This is a genomic window from Bradyrhizobium sp. SZCCHNR1093 (assembly GCF_032381175.1).
Lineage (GTDB): Bacteria > Pseudomonadota > Alphaproteobacteria > Rhizobiales > Xanthobacteraceae > Bradyrhizobium.
The window spans coordinates 486984-506094 of the sequence record NZ_JAUHJJ010000004.1; the positions used below are offsets into that span (position 1 = coordinate 486984).

Consider the following 19111-nt stretch of genomic DNA (forward strand, 5'->3'; position numbering starts at 1 on the left):
CGCCAATGTGATCGAAAGGCCTTGTTGCTGCCGCGGTTACGCCCGACATGGAGCGCGCCCAGCAACGCTTTTTGAATCCATTGCCGTCCAGGTGTTTCGATGATTGCTCGCGTTCTCGCCGTTTCCGCTCTTGCCTGCCTCGCTGCCGTCACCACCCTGTCAGCGCCAGCGCGCGCCGCGGTGCCTTGCGGCAGCGGCAATTTCGACGGCTGGCTCGCCGAGTTCAAGACCGAAGCTGCGGCCAAGGGCATCTCACAAAACACGATCAATGCGGCGCTGACCGGCGTGACGCCCGACCAAAGCGTGCTGAACCGCGACCGCGGTCAGAAGGTGTTCAGCCAGACCTTCGAGGAATTCTCCGGGCGCATGATCCCGCCGCGCATGACCCGCGGCTCCAACATGCTGAAGCAATACGGCTCGGTGCTGTCGCGGATCGAGCAGAGCTACGGCGTGCCGGGCGAGGTGCTGGTCGCGATCTGGGGGCTCGAGACCGATTTCGGCGTCAATGTCGGAAAATTTCCGACCATCCGTGCGCTCGCGACCTTGGCCTATGACTGCCGCCGCGCCGAGCAGTTTCGCGGCGAGTTGCTGGATGCGCTGCGGATCGTCGACCGCGGCGACCTTCAGCCGGCCGACATGCGCGGCGCCTGGGCCGGCGAGATCGGTCAGACGCAGTTCATGCCGTCGTCCTGGATCAAATACGCCGTCGATTTCGACGGCAATGGCCGGCGCGATCTGATCCGCAGCGCGCCCGACGTTCTCGCCTCCACCGCGAACTATTTGAAGGGCTATGGCTGGCAGAAGGGCAAGGATTGGGAGCCCGGCGGCCCGAATTTTGCGGTCATCCAGCAGTGGAACAAGAGCGAGGTCTACGCGCGGACGGTCGCGACCTTCGCGACCCAGCTGGCGCGGGCGCCGTAGCCCGGGTCAGGAATGAGGCCGATCGCGGCATCGCGACCGGCCGTTCGTTCGATGATGCGAAAGATGCGCCTGCTACTTGATCATCCCGGCCTGCATCGCCTTGGTCAGGTGCACGCTGCAGGCGCCCATCTTGCCGCTCAGCAGCGCGTCCTGCGCTGCCGCAATCTCCTTCTGCGCAGTATATCTGGCGTCGCCGTCGGCCATCGCCTCGATCGCCGTCTCGGTCTTCTCCAGATTGGCCCCGCTACAGCCGGCGCCATGCATCCGCGCCGCCTGAGCCGGACCGACCGCCACAATTGCCGCAGTGATGAGCGCGGCCCCAAAAAGTTTGTTCATTGTTTTTCCTCGCTGGTGCGACGGCGCCGGCATCATTGCCCAGCACCGCGACACTTTGTCGCACCTTTCGTTATATGCCGCGAAGTGAAATCCGCGCGAGCGGTCCGTGATGGCGATCATCGATTTGAGAGGCGCAGCGTACATAATGAATTTATGTTCATTATATGAACCCATGCGTTTCGTGGGGTGTATGTCGGGCAATGGCTTCGTGCCTGGACCGGCCTTTAAGCCGGCATTGCTCGATCCGGCAATTCGAACGGGCGATCGAAAATCCGCATGAATACGGAGCCTTGCGCGGGTCGCTGAGCTGCCGGGCGCCTGCCCGATTCTTACTCAAGGGTTATGCAAGCTATGCGTCCGGGGTTTAGCTGCATCGCAACATTCACGCTTCCGCATCGCAACAAGCTCTTCTATGTTCATTTCAACGATGATGTTCCGATGAAGAACTGAATCGTGAACTAAAGGAGATTTTTCATGTTGCTCTCGCTCATCCGCATGGTGCAGGCGTTCCGTGAGTATCAGCGCAACGTTGCCGAGCTGTCGCAGCTCAGCGATCGCGAGCTCGCCGACATCGGTCTCGATCGTTCGGACATCCCGCGCGTTGCTGCCGGTCACTACAACGGCTGATCAGCCTTCTTCCGATATCTACCGGACATCGCCCGCCTCGCTGCGGGCGTTGCCGCGTCTGGGCCCTGGCGCAACGGAACACACGCGCCCGGTTTCTCACGCTGAACCCCACTGGCGCATTTGCAGCGCTCGGGAAAAGCGCTACCTGTCCCGCGCATGACAGGGACCAAATCACCTTCGAATACCGTCCACGTGATCGGTGCCGGCCTCGCCGGATCCGAAGCCGCCTGGCAGCTGGCCGAGGCCGGCGTCGACGTGGTGCTGCACGAGATGCGGCCGGACCGCATGACCGAGGCGCACCGGACTGCCACGCCTGCCGAGTTGGTCTGCTCGAATTCGTTCCGCTCCGACGATGCCGCCAACAACGCCGTCGGCCTCCTGCATGCTGAGATGCGCCGGCTGGGCTCGCTGATCATGCGGGCCGCTGACGCCAACCAGGTCCCGGCCGGTGGCGCATTGGCCGTCGACCGCGACGGCTTCTCGGCGGCCGTCGCAAGCGCGTTGGAAGGCCATCCGCGCATCGCGCTGCGCCGCGGCGAGATCGCGGGCCTGCCGCCCGCGGAGTGGGAGAAGGTGATCATCGCCACCGGTCCCCTCACCTCGCAGCCGCTCGCCGAGGCCATCCGTGACCTGACCGACGAGACGGCGCTCGCGTTCTTCGACGCCATCGCGCCCATCGTGCACAAGGACACGATCGACATGTCGGTCGCTTGGTTCCAGTCGCGTTACGACAAGGTCGGTCCGGGCGGCACCGGTGCCGACTACATCAACTGTCCGATGACGAAAGAGCAGTACGACGCCTTCGTCGCGGCGTTGCTCGCGGGCGAGAAGATCGACTTCAAGGAGTGGGAGACCAACACGCCCTATTTCGACGGCTGCCTGCCGGTCGAAGTGATGGCCGAACGCGGCCACGAGACGCTCCGTCACGGCCCGATGAAGCCGGTCGGCCTGACCAATCCGCACAATCCGACGGTCAAGCCCTACGCGATCGTGCAACTGCGCCAGGACAACAAGCTCGGCACGCTCTACAACATGGTCGGGTTCCAGACGAAGCTGAAATACGGCCCGCAGCAGCAGATCTTCCGCACGATCCCAGGCCTCGAGAACGCGGAATTCGCGCGGCTCGGCGGCCTGCATCGCAACACCTTCCTCAACTCACCGAAACTGCTGGATTCGCAGCTCCGCCTGCGGGCCCAGCCGCGGCTGCGCTTTGCCGGCCAGATGACAGGATGCGAGGGCTATGTGGAGTCAGCGAGCATCGGCCTGATCGCCGGCCTCTACGCCGCCGCGGAGACACGTGGCGCAAATCTGCTGCCGCCGCCTCCGACCACTGCGCTCGGTGCCCTGCTCGGCCACATCACTGGCGGCCATATCGAAACGATCGATGGAGCGACGCGCTCGTTCCAGCCCATGAACATCAATTTCGGCCTGTTCCCGCCGCTGGCGACGGCCCCGACCCGCAAGCCGGACGGCACGCGGCTGAAGGGCAACGAGAAGACGGTGGCGAAGAAGCAGGCGATGAGCGCCCGCGCGCTGGCCGATCTCGACCGCTGGATCGCCGAGCACCTGCCCGTCGCGGCCGCTGCGTGAGAGTACGATGAGCCTGCCGAAGACCGATTCTGCCTTGCTGGCGGCGCGCTGGTGCGAAGGTGTGCTGCTCAAGCGCGACGTGTTCTCGACCGTCGAGCGCGGCCGCTTCAAGAGCGAGGCCGGCGATGTCGACGCCGTGCTGCGCCGGCTCGACGAGGTGCCGTGGTGGTCGTTCATGCTGGCGCGGCATTTGTTCGCGCGCGAGCGCAAGGCGCTGATGCGCGCCAAGGGGCTCAACGCCGGCCCTGATCTGCTATGGGCTGGGGATCGCGCGCTGGTCCGCGGCTTCATCAATGGCGTGGCGCTGCATCTGGCCAAGCCGCACGGCAACGTCGCCTATTTCCGCTCGGCCAAACAGATGATGCGCCGGCTGCATCGCGCTGGGATCACGCACAACGATCTCGCCAAGGAGCAGAACTGGCTCGTCGGTCACGACGGCCATTGCTACGTGACCGATTTCCAATTGGCCGCCTGCTTCGAGAGCCGCAGCCGGCTGTTCCGGATCGCGGCCTATGAGGACCTGCGTCATCTGCTCAAGCATAAGCGGAGTTACGCGCCCGAGGCGCTGACGCCGAAGGAGCGCAAGATCCTGGCGCGCAAATCGCTGTTCGCGCGCATCTGGCTGATGACCGGCAAAAAGGTGTATCGCGCCATCACGCGCGGCATCTTCAATTTCACCGACCGCGAGGGTGGCGGACGACGCCTGGTCAACGATGCGCCGGTGCTGATGGACATGATCCGGAAGAACCCGGCCGTGCGCGACGCCGCGATCGTTGCCTTCGCCGATCGCCGGACCGGCGTCGGGCTCTATGCGTTCGTCGAGAGCGAGCAGCCGACGCTTGAAACTCAGCTGCAAAACGAGCTTGCTTCAGCCAAGGGCCCGAAGCCGCCGGAGCATATCCAGGTCGTGCATGCCCTGCCGCGCGACGCCAGCGGCAGGCCACGCACTGAGCTGTTGCAGCTGGTGGCGATGAACCAGATCGACCTGATCGAACCGATGCTCACGAGCGACAGCGATCGCGCTTTCCTCAAGGACATCCTGGACTCGCGCAAGAACCTGCGCGACCGGTTCAATTTCGAGGCGGACCTGAAACTGCCTTCGGCCTGAGCGGACGAGACTTCGCGGTCCGACCATTGTATCCTGCGAATGCAATGTCCTTTGGGAGGATCTGGCAATGAACGTCGAGACCCGCGCGGCCACAACGTCTCGGTCGTCGAACATCGAGATTATCCCGACCGGCCGGCAACTGGGTGCCGAGATTCGAAATGTCGATCTCAAGCATCTGGACGACGCGGGCTTCAGCGCCCTGCTCCGTGCCTTTCACACGCACTCCGTTTTGCTGGTGCGCGGCCAGGGTCTGACGGACCAGGATCTGATCGCCTTCAGCCGCCGCTTCGGCGATCTCGACTGGGCGCCGGTGCAGGAGAACGGCCGGCGCTTCGTCGACGGTCTGCCGGAAATCTACATCGTGTCGAACGTGAGGGTGAACGGCGAGGCGATCGGCAGCCTCGGCGCCGGCGAAGCGGTGTGGCACACGGACATGTCATATCTCGACACGCCGCCGATCGCGAGCGCGCTCTACGCGCTGGAAATTCCCCCCGTCGGGGGCAACACGTCGTTCTGCAGCATGTATGCCGTGTACGACGCGCTTCCTCCTGAACTGAAGCGCCGCGTCGCGGATCTGAAGATCAAGCATGACGGCACCTACAACAGCGGCGGCTTCGTCCGGCAGGGCGTGACGCCGACCGATGATCCGCGCACGTCGCCGGGCGCGATCCATCCGCTGGTCTGCACGCATCCCGATTCCGGCCGGCAGACGCTCTATCTCGGCCGCCGGCGCAACGCCTATCTGGTCGGCCTCGGGCTCGCCGAGTCGGAAGCATTGCTCGACGAGTTGTGGACCTATGTTGCTCGTCCGGAATTCGCCTGGGAGCACGTCTGGAAGGTCGGCGACCTCGTCATCTGGGACAATCGCTGCACCATGCATCGGCGCGATCCGTTCGATGATCATGCGCGGCGAATCATGCATCGAACCCAGATCAAGGGAACAGATCGCCCGCACTGATTCGCTTGCGCGCGGCATCCGCACGATCAAGCGCCAGAATGCCTGCGAATGAGTTGCAGGTTGCTGGATATTTCCTCACGCGTCGCCTTGAAGCGTCCAATTTCCGACTCAGAGCGGCAGAGTGTGCCGACAATCGCCAGATCGTGCCGCGATCCTTCCGCGAATTGCCTCCGAGCCGAAACACCCCCGACAAATTACGATGGTTGATTTGCAGGCGCTGGTGAAACTTGGGAGATGACGCAAGTGAGTCTCAGAAGCAACGTTGCTCGAAGCGCCGAAAGCAGCCTCATCCAGGTCATCCCGACGGGAAAGACGCTCGGTGCCGAGGTCTGCAATGTCGATCTCAGATCCTTCGACGATTGGGCGTTCGCCTCGTTCATGCGCGCGCTGCTCAAGCACCAGGTCCTGCTCGTGCGCGGCCAGCGTCTTGGTGAGTGTGACATCGCGGCCTTCAGTCGTCGCTTTGGTCACGCGGATCTATTTTACACCTCCCCCGGCAGCTTGCTGGGCGGCAGGCTGTCGTTCTGCAGCCTCTACGCCGCTTATGACGCGCTCTCGCCGGCGCTGCGCAGCCGCGTCGCTCATCTGAAGGTCCGTCATGTCGCGAGCGACACCGCCGATGATGGCCGTCGCACCATCGTCGCAGGCCCCGTGCATCCGCTGGTCGGCAATCACTCCGATACGGGCCGAGCGATGCTCGCGCTTGGGCAGCGCCGCTATTCCTGTGTCGTCGGTCTCGAGCAGGACGAATCGGATGCGCTGCTCGACGATCTCTGGCAGCTTGCCGAGCGGCCCGAGTTCAGCTGGGCCCACACCTGCCGGTCCGGTGATCTCGTCGTCTGGGACACCCGCTGCACGATCCACCGGCACGAGCCGCCAGACATGCCGAGACTCCTTCACAGCCCGCCACTCTGGAATACGATGCCCTCGGCTTGAGCCCGCGAGAGCGTCAGCGCGCGCCAAAACTCGCCGTCCTCGCAGCGCGCCACAGCGTCCACAACGTCGCAAGGCGCGAGCGGGGTTGCGGCTGAAACGGATCGTCGGTGCGGCGATCGGCCCGCGCGAGGTCGCGCCGGACCAGCGCCAGCGGCAGCAGAACCGGCCGCACCGCCGGCGACGCCTGACGCGCCAGCTCGAGGGTGTGATCGAGATGCTGCCGGGCCTGCCCACGCAGGTCCATGATCACATCCTGGATCGCCGATGATGCCTTGCCTGCGAACATCTCCTCCTGGCTGACGCCATGGCGCGCGAGGAGATCGAGCGGAACATAGAGCTGCCGGTGGGCGGCATCGCGCGGCAGCGATGCGATCACCTGGAGCAACCCTTGCGCGATGCCGGCATGGTGCGCGAGGTGATCCGCCTCCGCAAACGGCGGCGCAATGATCTGTGCCGCCAGCGCGAACAGCGCGCCGCGCGTGTCGCCGAGATAGCCGTCCAGCGCCGCCATCGTCGGCATCGGATCGTTGTAGAGATCGAACTGATGCTCATCGATCAGGCGCGTCAGCCGCTCGACCGGAAGCGCGAAGCGCTGCACGGTGAGCAGCAATTCGGCTGCAACGGGATTTCCCTCCGCGCCGCCATGTTCATGCCCCGTCAGCGTGTCGTGCCACCACTGCAGGCGGACCTCGCCCGGCAGCGGCTGCGACACGAGATCTCGAATACGGCTCACCTCGACGTTGAATGCGTATAGCGACAACAGCGCACGCCGGAGTTCCGGCGCCATGAACAGCGTCGAAGCGTAGCGGTCGAAATCATGCTCGCGGACGAGGCTCGCACAGAACGCGGCGTCGCTGTTGGCGCTGGCCTCGCTCATGGGACGGCGATGAGCGCTGCCGCCACCCGCCGCCGCTCGCCGATCATGACGTTGTAGGTGCGAATCGCGGGACCGGTCTGCATCGCATCGAGCACGACGTTCACGCCCCGCAAGGCCGCGCGCAGCGGTGCCGGCGGGATCCAGACATCGTTTCCGGTCCCCACGATCAGTGTGTCGATCTTGTTGGCTGCGTCGAAAACGCGCTGCAACGCGTAGCGGTCGATCTGGCTCGGCTGGGTGACGTCCCAGGCCCAGATCGAATCCGGCAGGCACAGCAGCGAGCCGCGATGCGACATGCCGGCAAAGGCGAAGCCGCCTTTGCCATAGCCGTCGATCGGCGCGGACCGCGGGAAATGCGGAGCGTCAGTTGCCATGCGAGACCAACCTCTCAGCCCCGGTTCGGGTCCAACGGCTCAAGTCCCGATCAAGGCCTCTTCTTCGGCTCGTCGGCCTGATCACCCCGAACGGCTCCGACGCCGAGATAGATCAGGATCGGCGCGGCGATGAAGATCGAGGTGTAGGTGCCGACCAGCACCACGCCGAACATCATCACCGCGGTGAAGCTGTGGATCGCCGGGCCGCCGAACAAGAGCAGCGCCAGCAGCGCCAGGGTCACCGTGACGTGCGTGATGATCGAGCGCGACAAGGTCGAGTTGATCGATTCGTTGAGCAGCTGCGGCATCGGCATCTTCTTATAGCGCCGCAACATCTCGCGGATACGGTCGTAGATGACGACGGTGTCGTTGAGCGAATAGCCGAGAATGGTCAGCAGCGCCGCGATGCTGGTGAGGTCGAAATCGACCTGGCTGATCGACATGAAGCCGATCGTCAGCACGATGTCGTGGACGTTGGCGATCATGGCACCGAGCGCGAACTGCCACTCGAACCGGAACCAGAGATAGATCAGAATCGAGACGATCGCGAGCATCAGGCCGAGCATGCCGACGGCTAGGAACTCGCCGGAAACGCGCGGACCCACCACCTCGACCCGGCGATACTCGACGGAATCGCCGATCGCCGCCTTGACCTTGTTGGCCGCCTCCTGCTGGGCGGCGTCGCCACCCGGCTGCTCGGCAACACGGATCAGAACCCCCGCCGGCCCGCCGAACTGCTGCAGCTGCACCTCGCCCAGACCGAGGGTCGCCAGCGTCGCGCGCATCGCCGCGATGTCGGCGGTGCCGGACTTGGCGCGCACCTCAAGCAAGGTGCCGCCGCGGAAATCGATGCCAAGGTTCAAGCCATGGGTGAAGAACAGCACGATCGCGAGGATCGACAGCGCCGCCGAGATCGGGAAGCTGATGCGGCGGAACTGCGTGAAATCGAAATGCGTGTCGTCGGGAACGATGCGCAGCGACGGCAGCAGGCCGAGCGCGCTGACCACCGTCAGCACCGCGATCAGGATGCCAAGCCCGATGAGAACCCAGTATGTCACAGTAGCTCCTAGATTGGCACGCTTTGCGGCCGCTTCCACCGCACCCAGGCCGCCACAATCAGGCGGGTGAGCGTGAAGGCGGTGAAGACCGTGGTGAGAATGCCGATGCCCAGCGTCACGGCAAAGCCGCGCACCGGGCCGGTGCCGATGTAGAACAGCACGGCTGCGGCGATGAATGTGGTGATATTGGAGTCCAGGATCGTCGCCAATGCGCGCTTGAAGCCCGCGTCGATTGCCGAAATGGCATTGCGGCCGCCGCGCAGCTCCTCGCGGATGCGCTCATAGATCAGCACGTTGGAGTCCACCGCGATGCCGACCGTCAGCACGATGCCGGCGATGCCCGGGAGCGTCAGCGTCGCATTCAACAGCGACAGCACGCCGAAGATCATCGCGACGTTCACCACCACGGCGATGTTGGCGAACACGCCGAACAGCCGGTAGGTCACCAGCATGAACACGATGACGAGGATCGAGCCGACATAGGATGCGAGCTCGCCCTTGGCGATCGAATCGGCGCCGAGGCCCGGACCGACGGTACGCTCCTCGATGACCGTGAGCGGCGCCGGCAGCGCGCCGGCGCGCAGCAGGATCGCGAGCTCGTTGGCGGACTGCACGGTGAAATTGCCGGAGATCTGGCCGGAGCCGCCGGTGATCGGCTCGCGGATGACCGGCGCCGAGATCACCTTGTTGTCGAGGACGATGGCGAACGGCTGCCCGACATTTTCGGTCGTGGCCTGCGCGAACTTGCGCGAGCCGGCCGAGTTGAAGCGGAAGGTGACGATCGGCTCGTTGGTGCGCTGGTCGAAGCCGGTCTGCGCATCGGAGAGATCACCGCCGGAGACAAGCACCTGCTTCTTCACGACATAGGGCTGGTTGGGTGGCGATGCGCTCTGGAGCACCTCGGAATCCGGCGGCACCCTTCCCTGCACCGCCTGATCCGCCGGCACGGACGTATCGACCATCCGGAATTCCATCTTGGCCGTGCGCCCGAGCAGGTTCTTGAGCTGCGTCGGATCCTGCAAGCCCGGCACCTGCACCAGGATGCGGTCGTTGCCCTGGCGCTGGATCACCGGCTCCACGGTGCCGAGCTCGTTGACGCGGCGCTCGACGATCTGCATCGACTGCTCGATGGTCTGGCGGATGCGTTCGGTGATGGCCGCCGGCGGGATCGTCAGCCGGACCAGTCCGCCACCGGCATCGCTGACTTCGAGGCTGCGCTGGCCGCTGGAGCCGAGCAGCCCGCCGAGCGGCTGCGAGAGATCGCGCAGCTTGGAAATCGCAGTTCCCGTGTCGCTTTCCTTGGTGATCCGGACCTCGACCCCATCACCCCGGCTCACCAATCCGGTGTATCCGATCTTGGCATCGCGCAGCGTGCGGCGAACGTCGTCGCGCACGGCATCGAGCCGCTCCTTCTTGATGTAGTTGGAATCGACCTCGAGCAGCAGATAGGAGCCGCCCTGCAGGTCGAGGCCGAGCACCAGCCGGCGCTGCGCCCAGGACGGCCAGGTCTTGACCGTCGCTTCGGAGAAGAAGTTGGGCACCGCGCACAGGCACACGACGAGCGCCGTGAGAATGATGCCCAGCGCCTTCCACCGCGTGAAATACAACATGGAGGTTGTCCGTAAGGGCCGTATCCGGCCCGAAAAAATCAGAACATCACAAAGAGCGACGGCCGGCGTTCGACTGGCCAGGCCGGCGATCAGCTCGCGGCCTTCTCGTCCTTCTTGTCGTCCTTTGCGTCCGCCTTGGCCGGCTCGCCCTTGGTGCGGACGCCGGTGATCATCTGGCGCATCTGGCGCACGCGGACACCATCGGAGATCTCGAACTCGACCTGGTCGTCGTCGACGACCTTGGTGACCTTGCCGACCAGACCCCCCTGGGTCACGATCGTGTCGCCACGCCGGACGTTCTTGACGAGGTCGGCGTGCTCTTTGACCTTCTTCTGCTGCGGCCGCAGGATCAGGAAATACATGATCACGAAGATCAGCGCGAACGGCAGCAGCGACATCAGCATGCTGTTGGTGTCGCCAGCGCCGGCGGCCTGGGCATAGGCAGGGGTGATCAGCATGTGGTCGATCCTCGTGGGCAGCGCCCGGTGAGACGGGAATAGCCGGCGAACCACGCTTGTCTCGGCGCGGGCCGGCCTCTTGCGAATTTCGCGCGGAATATAGCGGCAGCAGTCCCAATAGCAAGGCGCCCCGCCCCTTCATTTCGCCCCGCTTGCGGCAGCGGGCGAGGCCCGATATGGCTGCCCCATCAGGAACTTGCAGCATGTCGAAAAAACCAGCCAAAGCCCCGTCCCGCGGTCCCGCCCAAACCGTCGTCAGACGTCTCCAAAAAAGCTCCAAGCCCGCAGCGCAAAAGCCGGCGAAGGTCGCGGCAAAACGTCCCGCCGGCCCTGCTCCCGACCACATCGCCGAGCGCATCGCCCGTGCGCTGGAAGCCATTGCGACGCATCTGGCAACAACCCATGCGGGTGCCGCGCCGGCATTGGACCTCAACGCGGCCGACGCCTTCGTCTGGCATCCGGACGGCCGGCTCTCGACGGTGCCGCGCGTCAGCCGTGTCGAGATCGACCTGCTCAAGGGCATCGACCGGATGCGCGACATCCTGATCGAGAACACCGAGCGCTTCGCCAACGGCCTGCCGGCCAACAACGCGTTGTTGTGGGGCGCGCGCGGCATGGGCAAGTCATCGCTGGTCAAGGCCGCCCATGCCAGCATCAATGTCGCCCGCAAGCCGGCGGACCGGCTCAAGCTGATCGAGATTCATCGCGAGGACATCGAGAGCCTGCCCGCGCTGATGGACATCCTGCGTGCCGCGCCGTTCCACTTCATCGTGTTCTGCGACGACCTGTCGTTCGACGGCAATGACGCGTCCTACAAGTCGCTGAAGGCCGTGCTCGAAGGCGGCATCGAGGGCCGCCCCGAGAACGTCATTCTCTACGCCACCTCGAACCGGCGCCACCTGCTCGCGCGCGACATGATCGAGAACGAGCGCTCGACCGCGATCAATCCGGGCGAAGCGGTCGAGGAAAAGGTCTCGCTGTCCGACCGCTTCGGACTGTGGCTCGGCTTCCACCGCTGCAGCCAGGACGAGTACCTCGCGATGGTCAAAGGCTATTGCAGCCATTTCGACATCGCGGTCGCCGAGGATCAGTTGGAGCGCGAGGCGCTGGAATGGGCCACGACGCGCGGCTCGCGCTCGGGCCGCGTCGCGTGGCAGTTCACGCAAGATCTGGCGGGCCGCCTCGGCGTGCGGCTGACAACGCAAAAAGCCGCGCAGTAATCTGCGCGGCCCCGTGTCGTCCACGATTGCGTGAGGTCAAACGACCGGACCTCACGCCCCGTTGAGGAATTGCAGCGGGTCAACCGGCGACGATCCCTTGCGGATCTCGAAGTGGAGCTGCGGCGATCCGACTTCTCCCGATTGACCCGACTTGGCAATGACCTGGCCGCGCTTGATCGGATCACCGCGCTTCACCATCAGCTCACTCGCATGGGCATATGCGGTGACGTAGCCGTTGGAATGCCGCACCAGGACCAGATTGCCATAGCCCTTCAATTCATTGCCGGCGTAGGCGACGACGCCATCTTCGGCCGCCTTTACCGGGGTGCCCTCGGGAACGGCGATGTTGATGCCATCATTGGACTTGCCGTTGGTCTTGGCGCCATAGCTCGTGATCACCTTGCCGCGCGCCGGCCAGCGGAATGTCGGCAGCGAGCTGGTGGTCTCGGCCGACCGAGCCGGCTCCTCCTCCTTCTCGGGTGCCGGATTGGCCTGGGCCAGGCGGGCGGTCTGGACCGGACCTGCGGCCGTCGCGACCCGTGTGGTCGGCGCTGGCGCCGGCACGGTCGCAACCGCCTGGGGAACGGTTGCGACCGGAGCCACCGGCGCAGCTGCCGCCACGGCCCTGCCAGGGACGGTCAGCCTGGTCCCGAGCTTGAGCGGCGAAGCCTGATCGAGATTGTTGGCGCGGGCGAGCTCAGCCGCCGTCAGATGATTCTGGCGGGCGATGCTGGCGAGTGTCTCGCCGCGGTTGACGAAGTGGACGGTGGACGGTGTTGCGGCCGCCACCGGCTTCGGCGCAACCATTGGCGCCGCAGCAACGGGCTGGGCCGCGGGCGCAGCCGCGACCGTGCCGGGATGCGGAATGATCAGCTGCTGGCCCGGCGACAACGCGCGCGGGCCCTTGTAGCCGTTCGCAGCCAGGATCTCAGCCGGTGTCACGCGATAGCGCTTGGCGAGGATGTCGAGCGTATCGCTGGTGCCGACGATGATCTTGGTGCCGATGGCGGGACGCGCGGCGGCGACCGAACGCGGCGGCACGGTGCCGGTGGTCTCGAGGCGCGGCTGGGCCGGCGGAGCATAGGAATGCGCCGGCTGTGCATAGGATTGGGGTGCAGCGACCGGGGGTGCAGCCACGGGGACCGCAGCAGGTGGCGCATAGGATGCGACGCCGCGCCCGCCCGAGGATACGCCTCCCGCACCGCCGCCGGCCGGATAGGATTGCGGAGCCCCGACCGCCGGGGGCGGCAGCGCCGAGGACGAGTAGGCCGGCGCCGGCGCCGGAGCGGGCGTGTAGGGCTGGTGCTGCCGGGGCGGCTGCGCCTGCACCGACCCCGTGGAATCGGATGCAAAGGGGTTTGAAAACGGGTTTTGCGTCTGCGACAGCCGCGTCGACATGTCGGCGCTGCAGCCGGCGACGCCGAACGACATCAGCGCCAATGCCGCAACCTGCGGCAGGCGGCGCGAGCGAAGCAACTCGACGGTAGTGGGCATGGTTACTCACTCGTACGCAACAAACAACGAATTCGAGTAAACACAGCCGCGGTAAATAAGCGCTTAAGCCGCGAATAAAGCGTTGTGCGGCCTGCTGATCCGCACGTTTAAAGTTCGCGCGCAATCCCCGGAATTGCCGGCACAAATCGCACGTCGACGAGCTCTTTTCGGTCGAAACGATCGCCCGTTCGCGTGATCCTGACGAGCGTCTGCACCCCGTGTTGCGGCCCGACCGGCGCGATCAGGATACCGTCCGGCTCCAGCCGGTCGAGCAGGCTCTGGGGAATCTCGTCCATCGCCGCGGTCACGATGATGCGACCGAATTGGCCGCCCCCCGGCGGCAGCGCGTAGCCATCGCCGAGCATGACCTCGACATTGAAGCAGGCGAGCTTCTCCAGCCGCTCCCTGGCCTTGTCGGCCAATGTCCGGAAGCGCTCTACCGTCAGGACATGAGCCGCAAGCCGGGACAGGATCGCGGCCTGGTATCCGGACCCGGTGCCGATTTCGAGCACGCGGTGGGTCTTTTGCAGCTTGAGCTGTTCGGTCATGTAGGCCACGACGAACGGCTGGCTGATGGTCTGCCCGCAAGCGATCGCCATCGCGCTGTCGCGATAGGCGTCCGGGCGGTCGGCCGGCAGAACGAACTCTTCCCGCGGCACCTCCTCCATCGCACGCAACACCGCCTGATCGCTGATCCCCCGCCGACGCAGGGTCAGCTGAAACATCATTTTCTCGGGAGGAGCGGCTGGGGGCATCGGGATGTCGGTTGGTGGGCTCGTGGGCAATTTACCTGCGGGGCGAGGGTTGCGCACCGAATTTCCGCGCCCGCGTCGCAACTACGCACCGACATGGTCCCGACGACGACCGCGTTTCGCACGAGGAACCAAGTCGGCTCCGGTTCGTTCACCTTATGGGCGAGCCTGCCCACGCCGCACGGCAGTGAAAGATGACATTGTTGACGTTGCGCCATAAGCCGTTATTTGCGAGCGTCAAATCGGGTATGGGCAAGGACTGACATCATGACTGCACCGCGGCCGCCGCGCGGCTCTGTGTTTCTGGTTGAAGACGAAGTCATGATCCGGATGATGGTGGCCGACATGCTCGAGGAGCTCGGCTATACCGTCGCGGCCGAGGCCGGCGAAATCGGCGAAGCGATGCGGCTGGCCGAGAGCACCTTTTTCGACGTCGCCATTCTCGACGTCAACGTCAACGGCAAGGTCATCTCGCCGGTGGCCGATCTCATCAAGGCGCGCAACCGGCCCTTCATCTTCGCAACCGGCTACGGCTCGTCGGGATTGCCGGAAGAATATCGCGACCGGCCGGCCCTGCAGAAGCCGTTCCAGCTCGAGACGCTCGGAAAGGCGATCGACCATGCGCTGCGTGGCGCTGAGCCACAGGGGTAGACGGCGCTTCAGCCCAGAATGTCGCTGAGCTTGCCGGAGAACGCCTCGTCCGTGCGATCCAGGCGAAGCGGAGTCACTGACACGTAGTGCGCCGCGAGGGCCGCGAGGTCCGTCCCCTCGTCGGGCACGTCGAGCGAGGCAGCGCGGTCGAAGCCGATCCAGAAATAGGGATTGCCGCGGCCGTCGCGACGCTCGTCGACCTTCAAGAAGCCGAGATTGCGCTTGCCCTGGCGGGTGACCACGACGCCCCTGACCTCTTCCGGCGCACAGGCCGGGAAGTTGACGTTGATCACCGTATTCCTCGGCACGCCGGCTTCGAGCACCTTGCGCACGATCTGCGGGCCGAATTTGAGCGCGGTGTCCCAGGACGGCTTGTCACGGGTTGCGACGCTGAATTCCTGCGACAGGGCGAACGACGGCAAGCCGAGAATGGTGCCTTCGAGCGCGCCGGCGATGGTGCCCGAATAGACGACGTCCTCGGCAACGTTGCGGCCCTTGTTGACGCCGGACAGCACCACGTCGGGCAGCTTCGCCCCCAGAATATGACGGGCCCCCATGATGACGCAGTCGGTCGGCGTGCCGCGCACCGCGAAATGCCGCGGGCCGACCTCGCGCAGCCGCAGGGGGTCATTGAGCGAGAGCGAATGGGACACGCCGCTCTGGTCCAGTTCGGGAGCCACGATCCAGACGTCGTCGGACAGGGCGCGTGCGATCTCCTCGATCACCTTGAGACCCGGCGCATGGATTCCGTCGTCATTGGTGCAGAGAATCCGCATGGCCACCTTTCCATCCCGTTCAAGACGATTGCCGCGGTGTCTTATCTGCTGCGCGACATCGAGGCAAACCCGCCACCTCGAGCCGGGTTCGGCAGTGGTTCAGGGCCGAATCCGCCACTGCGGCAGGAACCTGGCGAGCTTCCCTCGCGTACCCAGCCGGAGCAACGCGGCGGGGGTGACGGACACATGGGACGCTGGCGGAGGGACCGGCGAAGGCACAGCGGACTCGGCCAGCGGCGGCGCCGGAAACCGGGCCCGCGCAACACCCAGCGCCTTGTCGAAATCAGCAGCGTTGAACCAGGCCTGATGGCGCAGGGCCTCCGGCGGGCCATCATGCCACACCGCTGCACGATCGATATCGAATGCTCCCTTCAGGCGCTGGTCGACCGCCTGGATGCCGGAGCCGGTGACGGCCCATTGCCGTCCGATCCAGAAAATATCCCGATGCAGAGCCATGATGCCGGTATCTGAAAAGCAATTGCTGAACAGAACCGAGGATACGACCCGCCGGCGCCCACGCAATGGCGGCGACCTGGGCGGATGCAATTTGCCGCGGCGCTATGGCTCCGCGGCCACCACCTTGAGGCCGCCCATATAGGGCTGCAGCACATCGGGGACGGCGATCGAGCCGTCGGCCTGCTGATAGGTCTCCATCACTGCGATCAGCGCGCGGCCGACTGCCGTGCCCGAGCCGTTCAATGTGTGCACGAAGCGCGGCTTGCCGTCGCTTCCGCGATAGCGTGCATCCATGCGGCGTGCCTGGAAGTCGCCGCACACCGAACAGCTGGAGATCTCGCGGAAGGCGCCGCCATCGCCCTGCCCGGGCATCCAGACCTCGATGTCGTAGGTCTTCTGCGAGGAGAAGCCCATGTCGCCGGTGCACAGCGTGATGACGCGATAGTGCAGATCGAGCCGGCGCAGCACTTCCTCGGCGCAGGCCAGCATGCGCTCGTGCTCGTCCTTGCTGGTCTCCGGCGTCGTGATCGACACCAGCTCGACCTTGGTGAACTGATGCTGACGGATCATGCCGCGGGTGTCGCGTCCGGCTGCTCCGGCCTCGGCGCGAAAGCACGGCGTCAGCGCCGTGAGCCGCATCGGCAACTCCTTCTCGTCAACGATGGACTCGCGGACCAGGTTGGTCAGGGCCACCTCGGCAGTTGGAATGAGACCCAGCCGCTCGGTCTTGAGGCGATCATCCGGCGCTGCAATCAGCTCGCCCTTCACGGCCCAGAACTGGTCGTCCTCGAATTTCGGCAATTGGCCCGTACCGAACATGACGTCGTTGCGCACCAGCAGCGGCGGATTGATCTCGGTGTAGCCGTGCTCATTGGTATGCAGGTCGAGCATGAACTGCCCGAGCGCGCGCTCGAGCCGCGCCAGGCCCCTCTTCAGCACGACGAAGCGCGCGCCCGACAGCTTCGCAGCCGATTCGAAGTCCATGGTGCCAAGAGCCGCACCGAGATCATCATGCGGCTTCGGCGCGAAGGCGTAGTTGCGCCGCGCGCCGAACATGTGGCGCTCGACATTGTCGTGCTCGTCCTTGCCGTCCGGCACCTCGTCGAGCGGCAAATTGGGAATCGCCGAGAGCTCGCGCGCCAGCTCCTCATCTGCCTGCTTCGCGGCCGCCTCGAGCTCCGGCATGGTGGTCTTGAGCTTGGCGACCTCCTCCATCAGCGCCGATGCGCGCGCGTCGTCCTTGGCCTTCTTGGCCTCGCCGATTTCCTTGGAGGCGGCGTTGCGCCGCGCCTGCGCCTGCTCGGACGCCAGGATCGCAGCGCGACGCCGTTCGTCGATGGCGAGCAGCTGCGACGACTGGGGCGACAGACCCCGGCGCGTCAGCGCCGCATCGAAACCTTGCGGATTGTCGCGGATCGATTTGATGTCGTGCATGGTCGTTCGGTCCTGGAGACGAAAAGATCTCGGCGAGTCGCCCGGGGTCACGGGCCGGCTTGCACTACCGCGAATGGCAGCGGATGGGAACAGGCCAGGCCGGGCGGGAAGCCCGGCCCTACTCGGCCGGATTGCTGGGCAGATTGCCGGAGCCGGACGACGTGCCGGAGCCCGACTTCGCAGCCGCTTGCTTCTCGACGATCCCCACCGCGATGATGGCGCCTTCGTAGAGGGCCAGCAGCGGGATCGCCAAGGACGCTTGGCTCAGCACGTCCGGCGGCGTCAGCACGGCGGCGATGATGAAGGCGATGACGATGAAATAGCGCCGCTTCTCTTTCAGCATCTGCGAGGTCACGATGCCGATGCGACCAAGCAGGGTCAGGATCACCGGCAACTGGAACGCGATGCCGAAGGCGAAGATCAGCGACATCATCAGCGACAGATATTCGCCGACCTTGGGCATCAGCGCGATTTGCGCCGTCTCGGGGCCGCCGAGCTGCTGCATGCCCAATGAGAAGCGCACGATCATCGGCCACACCGCAAAATAGACCAGCATGGCGCCGAGCACGAAGAAGACGGGGGTCGCTATCAAGTAGGGTAGGAAAGCATTGCGTTCGTGGCGATACAGCCCCGGCGCCACGAACTTGTAGATCTGCGTCGCGATGATCGGGAACGAGATGAAACCAGCGCCGAACATCGCGAGCTTGAGCTGCGTGATGAAATATTCGAGCAGCTGGGTGTAGATGAACTTGCTGTTCTCGGCCCCTGCCACCCAGACGAACGGCAGCACCAGGATGTTGTAGATCTGCTTGGCGAAAAAGAAGCAGAAGATGAAGGCCACGCCGAAGCCGAGCAGTGCCTTGATCAGCCGCGACCGCAGCTCGATCAGGTGATCCATCAACGGGGCCTTGCTGGCCTCGATATCTTCGACGGTCATGACGCTTTGGCGTCCTTCAGACGTTCAGCTTCTGCTGACGCAGACATTTCAGGCTGCGGCTCGGGCTTGATTTCACGCACGATCGCCAGCGGCTCGCCCACGGCTTGATGGACTTCAGGCTCGACGAAGGTCTCGGCCACTGGAGGTTCGGGGGTGGTCGGGGTCATCACAGGAGGCTCGGGCGAAGCAGCAGCCACGTCCGATGCTGGTGCCGGCTCGGCGGACTTGTCGATCCCCTCGATATCGAGCGCCTTGTCGACGTCGCGCTGCAACGAGGAGATCACGCCGGTCGGGGTGAAACCGCTGGCCGCCTCGCGGACCTCATCGAAACTCTTCTTGAGGTCGGCCATCTCCGCTTCGCGCATCGCCTCCTGGAACTGGCCCTGGAACTCCGAGGCCATCCGGCGCGCCTTGCCGATCCATTGCCCGACCATACGCAGGACGCCCGGAAGCTCCTTGGGACCGATCGCGATCAACGCGACGACCCCAATGACGAGCAGCTCACTCCAGCCGATATCGAACATGAAACAATCCGCCT

Annotated in this window: 21 protein-coding genes; 8 read left to right on the forward strand and 13 right to left on the reverse strand. The window is 65.0% G+C overall.

Annotation, left to right across the window (positions count from 1 at the left end; all coding sequences use genetic code 11):
• Nucleotides 1-99 precede the first annotated feature (99 nt).
• Nucleotides 100-921, forward strand: coding sequence for a lytic murein transglycosylase (locus QX070_RS16830; RefSeq protein ID WP_315738129.1), 822 nt, complete (start codon nt 100-102; stop codon nt 919-921).
• A 72-nt stretch (nt 922-993) separates the two neighbouring features.
• Here the strand turns inward: QX070_RS16830 and QX070_RS16835 are convergent, their stop codons facing one another.
• Nucleotides 994-1257, reverse strand: a complete 264-nt coding sequence (locus QX070_RS16835) for a hypothetical protein (RefSeq protein WP_315738130.1) — start codon at nt 1255-1257, stop codon at nt 994-996.
• A 474-nt stretch (nt 1258-1731) separates the two neighbouring features.
• On the opposite strand from QX070_RS16835, the gene QX070_RS16840 reads away from it, so the two are divergent.
• The 5 genes from QX070_RS16840 to QX070_RS16860 all read left to right on the forward strand — a co-directional run bounded on the left by QX070_RS16840 (nt 1732) and on the right by QX070_RS16860 (nt 6476).
• Nucleotides 1732-1884: a DUF1127 domain-containing protein gene (locus tag QX070_RS16840; protein ID WP_006614327.1), complete on the forward strand. Its 153-nt coding sequence runs from the start codon at nt 1732-1734 to the stop codon at nt 1882-1884.
• A gap of 156 nt (nt 1885-2040) precedes the next feature.
• Nucleotides 2041-3474: a methylenetetrahydrofolate--tRNA-(uracil(54)-C(5))-methyltransferase (FADH(2)-oxidizing) TrmFO gene (gene trmFO / locus QX070_RS16845; RefSeq protein ID WP_315738131.1), complete on the forward strand. Its 1434-nt coding sequence runs from the start codon at nt 2041-2043 to the stop codon at nt 3472-3474.
• A 7-nt stretch (nt 3475-3481) separates the two neighbouring features.
• Nucleotides 3482-4582 (forward strand): serine/threonine protein kinase, encoded by a 1101-nt coding sequence (locus QX070_RS16850; RefSeq protein WP_315738132.1) that lies wholly within the window; start codon nt 3482-3484, stop codon nt 4580-4582.
• Nucleotides 4583-4649: 67 nt separating this feature from the next.
• A complete protein-coding gene (locus QX070_RS16855; RefSeq protein ID WP_315738133.1) occupies nt 4650-5540 on the forward strand; it encodes a TauD/TfdA family dioxygenase in 891 nt (296 codons plus the stop codon).
• 243 nt (nt 5541-5783) lie between these two features.
• Nucleotides 5784-6476 carry a TauD/TfdA family dioxygenase gene (locus QX070_RS16860; RefSeq protein ID WP_315738134.1) on the forward strand — a complete coding sequence of 231 codons (693 nt, stop codon included), beginning with the start codon at nt 5784-5786 and terminating at the stop codon, nt 6474-6476.
• A gap of 13 nt (nt 6477-6489) precedes the next feature.
• Here QX070_RS16860 and QX070_RS16865 read toward each other — a convergent pair whose 3' ends face one another.
• From QX070_RS16865 to yajC, 5 genes are all read right to left on the reverse strand, one after another.
• Nucleotides 6490-7353 (reverse strand): phytoene/squalene synthase family protein, encoded by an 864-nt coding sequence (locus QX070_RS16865; RefSeq protein ID WP_315738135.1) that lies wholly within the window; start codon nt 7351-7353, stop codon nt 6490-6492.
• Complete coding sequence (locus QX070_RS16870; RefSeq protein ID WP_315738136.1) at nt 7350-7727, reverse strand: Mth938-like domain-containing protein; 378 nt, start codon at nt 7725-7727, stop codon at nt 7350-7352. The genes QX070_RS16865 and QX070_RS16870 overlap by 4 nt, the downstream gene beginning before the upstream one ends.
• Before the next feature lie 50 nt (nt 7728-7777).
• Nucleotides 7778-8785 (reverse strand): protein translocase subunit SecF, encoded by a 1008-nt coding sequence (gene secF / locus QX070_RS16875; protein WP_315738137.1) that lies wholly within the window; start codon nt 8783-8785, stop codon nt 7778-7780.
• Nucleotides 8786-8793: 8 nt separating this feature from the next.
• Nucleotides 8794-10395, reverse strand: coding sequence for a protein translocase subunit SecD (secD, locus tag QX070_RS16880; protein ID WP_315738138.1), 1602 nt, complete (start codon nt 10393-10395; stop codon nt 8794-8796).
• Between the two features lie 89 nt (nt 10396-10484).
• Nucleotides 10485-10853, reverse strand: coding sequence for a preprotein translocase subunit YajC (gene yajC / locus QX070_RS16885; protein ID WP_315738139.1), 369 nt, complete (start codon nt 10851-10853; stop codon nt 10485-10487).
• 203 nt (nt 10854-11056) lie between these two features.
• On the opposite strand from yajC, the gene QX070_RS16890 reads away from it, so the two are divergent.
• Entirely contained in the window at nt 11057-12073 is a 1017-nt protein-coding gene (locus tag QX070_RS16890) for an ATP-binding protein (RefSeq protein ID WP_315738140.1), read from the forward strand.
• 51 nt (nt 12074-12124) lie between these two features.
• Here the strand turns inward: QX070_RS16890 and QX070_RS16895 are convergent, their stop codons facing one another.
• Together QX070_RS16895 and QX070_RS16900 are read right to left on the reverse strand one after the other, a co-directional pair.
• Entirely contained in the window at nt 12125-13567 is a 1443-nt protein-coding gene (locus QX070_RS16895) for a LysM peptidoglycan-binding domain-containing M23 family metallopeptidase (RefSeq protein ID WP_315738141.1), read from the reverse strand.
• 107 nt (nt 13568-13674) lie between these two features.
• The gene (locus tag QX070_RS16900; protein WP_315738317.1) at nt 13675-14322 is read right to left on the reverse strand and encodes a protein-L-isoaspartate(D-aspartate) O-methyltransferase; all 648 of its coding nucleotides are present in this window, start codon (nt 14320-14322) and stop codon (nt 13675-13677) included.
• A 264-nt stretch (nt 14323-14586) separates the two neighbouring features.
• On the opposite strand from QX070_RS16900, the gene QX070_RS16905 reads away from it, so the two are divergent.
• Entirely contained in the window at nt 14587-14970 is a 384-nt protein-coding gene (locus QX070_RS16905; protein WP_315738142.1) for a response regulator, read from the forward strand.
• Between the two features lie 8 nt (nt 14971-14978).
• On the opposite strand, the gene surE is transcribed toward QX070_RS16905, so the two are convergent.
• From surE to tatB, 5 genes are all read right to left on the reverse strand, one after another.
• Nucleotides 14979-15746: a 5'/3'-nucleotidase SurE gene (gene surE, locus QX070_RS16910; protein WP_315738143.1), complete on the reverse strand. Its 768-nt coding sequence runs from the start codon at nt 15744-15746 to the stop codon at nt 14979-14981.
• A 99-nt stretch (nt 15747-15845) separates the two neighbouring features.
• Nucleotides 15846-16202 carry a hypothetical protein gene (locus QX070_RS16915; protein WP_315738144.1) on the reverse strand — a complete coding sequence of 119 codons (357 nt, stop codon included), beginning with the start codon at nt 16200-16202 and terminating at the stop codon, nt 15846-15848.
• Between the two features lie 102 nt (nt 16203-16304).
• Nucleotides 16305-17636 (reverse strand): serine--tRNA ligase, encoded by a 1332-nt coding sequence (gene serS, locus QX070_RS16920; RefSeq protein WP_315738145.1) that lies wholly within the window; start codon nt 17634-17636, stop codon nt 16305-16307.
• Nucleotides 17637-17754: 118 nt separating this feature from the next.
• Nucleotides 17755-18573, reverse strand: a complete 819-nt coding sequence (gene tatC, locus QX070_RS16925) for a twin-arginine translocase subunit TatC (RefSeq protein WP_315738146.1) — start codon at nt 18571-18573, stop codon at nt 17755-17757.
• Nucleotides 18570-19097, reverse strand: coding sequence for a Sec-independent protein translocase protein TatB (tatB, locus tag QX070_RS16930; protein ID WP_315738147.1), 528 nt, complete (start codon nt 19095-19097; stop codon nt 18570-18572). Before tatB ends, tatC begins: the two co-directional genes overlap by 4 nt.
• Between the last annotated feature and the right edge of the window lie 14 nt (nt 19098-19111).

Excerpts from the sequence above, each read along its gene's own strand:
- QX070_RS16855 (WP_315738133.1), top strand. The coding sequence starts at position 4,650 with ATGAACGTCGAGACCCGCGCGGCCACAACGTCTCGGTCGTCGAACATC.
- QX070_RS16865 (WP_315738135.1), bottom strand. The coding sequence starts at position 7,353 with ATGAGCGAGGCCAGCGCCAACAGCGACGCCGCGTTCTGTGCGAGCCTC.
- yajC (WP_315738139.1), bottom strand. The coding sequence starts at position 10,853 with ATGCTGATCACCCCTGCCTATGCCCAGGCCGCCGGCGCTGGCGACACC.
- QX070_RS16840 (WP_006614327.1), top strand. The coding sequence starts at position 1,732 with ATGTTGCTCTCGCTCATCCGCATGGTGCAGGCGTTCCGTGAGTATCAG.
- QX070_RS16835 (WP_315738130.1), bottom strand. The coding sequence starts at position 1,257 with ATGAACAAACTTTTTGGGGCCGCGCTCATCACTGCGGCAATTGTGGCG.
- QX070_RS16895 (WP_315738141.1), bottom strand. The coding sequence starts at position 13,567 with ATGCCCACTACCGTCGAGTTGCTTCGCTCGCGCCGCCTGCCGCAGGTT.
- QX070_RS16830 (WP_315738129.1), top strand. The coding sequence starts at position 100 with ATGATTGCTCGCGTTCTCGCCGTTTCCGCTCTTGCCTGCCTCGCTGCC.
- QX070_RS16905 (WP_315738142.1), top strand. The coding sequence starts at position 14,587 with ATGACTGCACCGCGGCCGCCGCGCGGCTCTGTGTTTCTGGTTGAAGAC.
- tatB (WP_315738147.1), bottom strand. The coding sequence starts at position 19,097 with ATGTTCGATATCGGCTGGAGTGAGCTGCTCGTCATTGGGGTCGTCGCG.
- secD (WP_315738138.1), bottom strand. The coding sequence starts at position 10,395 with ATGTTGTATTTCACGCGGTGGAAGGCGCTGGGCATCATTCTCACGGCG.
- serS (WP_315738145.1), bottom strand. The coding sequence starts at position 17,636 with ATGCACGACATCAAATCGATCCGCGACAATCCGCAAGGTTTCGATGCG.
- QX070_RS16890 (WP_315738140.1), top strand. The coding sequence starts at position 11,057 with ATGTCGAAAAAACCAGCCAAAGCCCCGTCCCGCGGTCCCGCCCAAACC.
- tatC (WP_315738146.1), bottom strand. The coding sequence starts at position 18,573 with ATGACCGTCGAAGATATCGAGGCCAGCAAGGCCCCGTTGATGGATCAC.
- QX070_RS16870 (WP_315738136.1), bottom strand. The coding sequence starts at position 7,727 with ATGGCAACTGACGCTCCGCATTTCCCGCGGTCCGCGCCGATCGACGGC.
- QX070_RS16900 (WP_315738317.1), bottom strand. The coding sequence starts at position 14,322 with ATGCCCCCAGCCGCTCCTCCCGAGAAAATGATGTTTCAGCTGACCCTG.
- trmFO (WP_315738131.1), top strand. The coding sequence starts at position 2,041 with ATGACAGGGACCAAATCACCTTCGAATACCGTCCACGTGATCGGTGCC.
- surE (WP_315738143.1), bottom strand. The coding sequence starts at position 15,746 with ATGCGGATTCTCTGCACCAATGACGACGGAATCCATGCGCCGGGTCTC.
- QX070_RS16915 (WP_315738144.1), bottom strand. The coding sequence starts at position 16,202 with ATGGCTCTGCATCGGGATATTTTCTGGATCGGACGGCAATGGGCCGTC.
- QX070_RS16850 (WP_315738132.1), top strand. The coding sequence starts at position 3,482 with ATGAGCCTGCCGAAGACCGATTCTGCCTTGCTGGCGGCGCGCTGGTGC.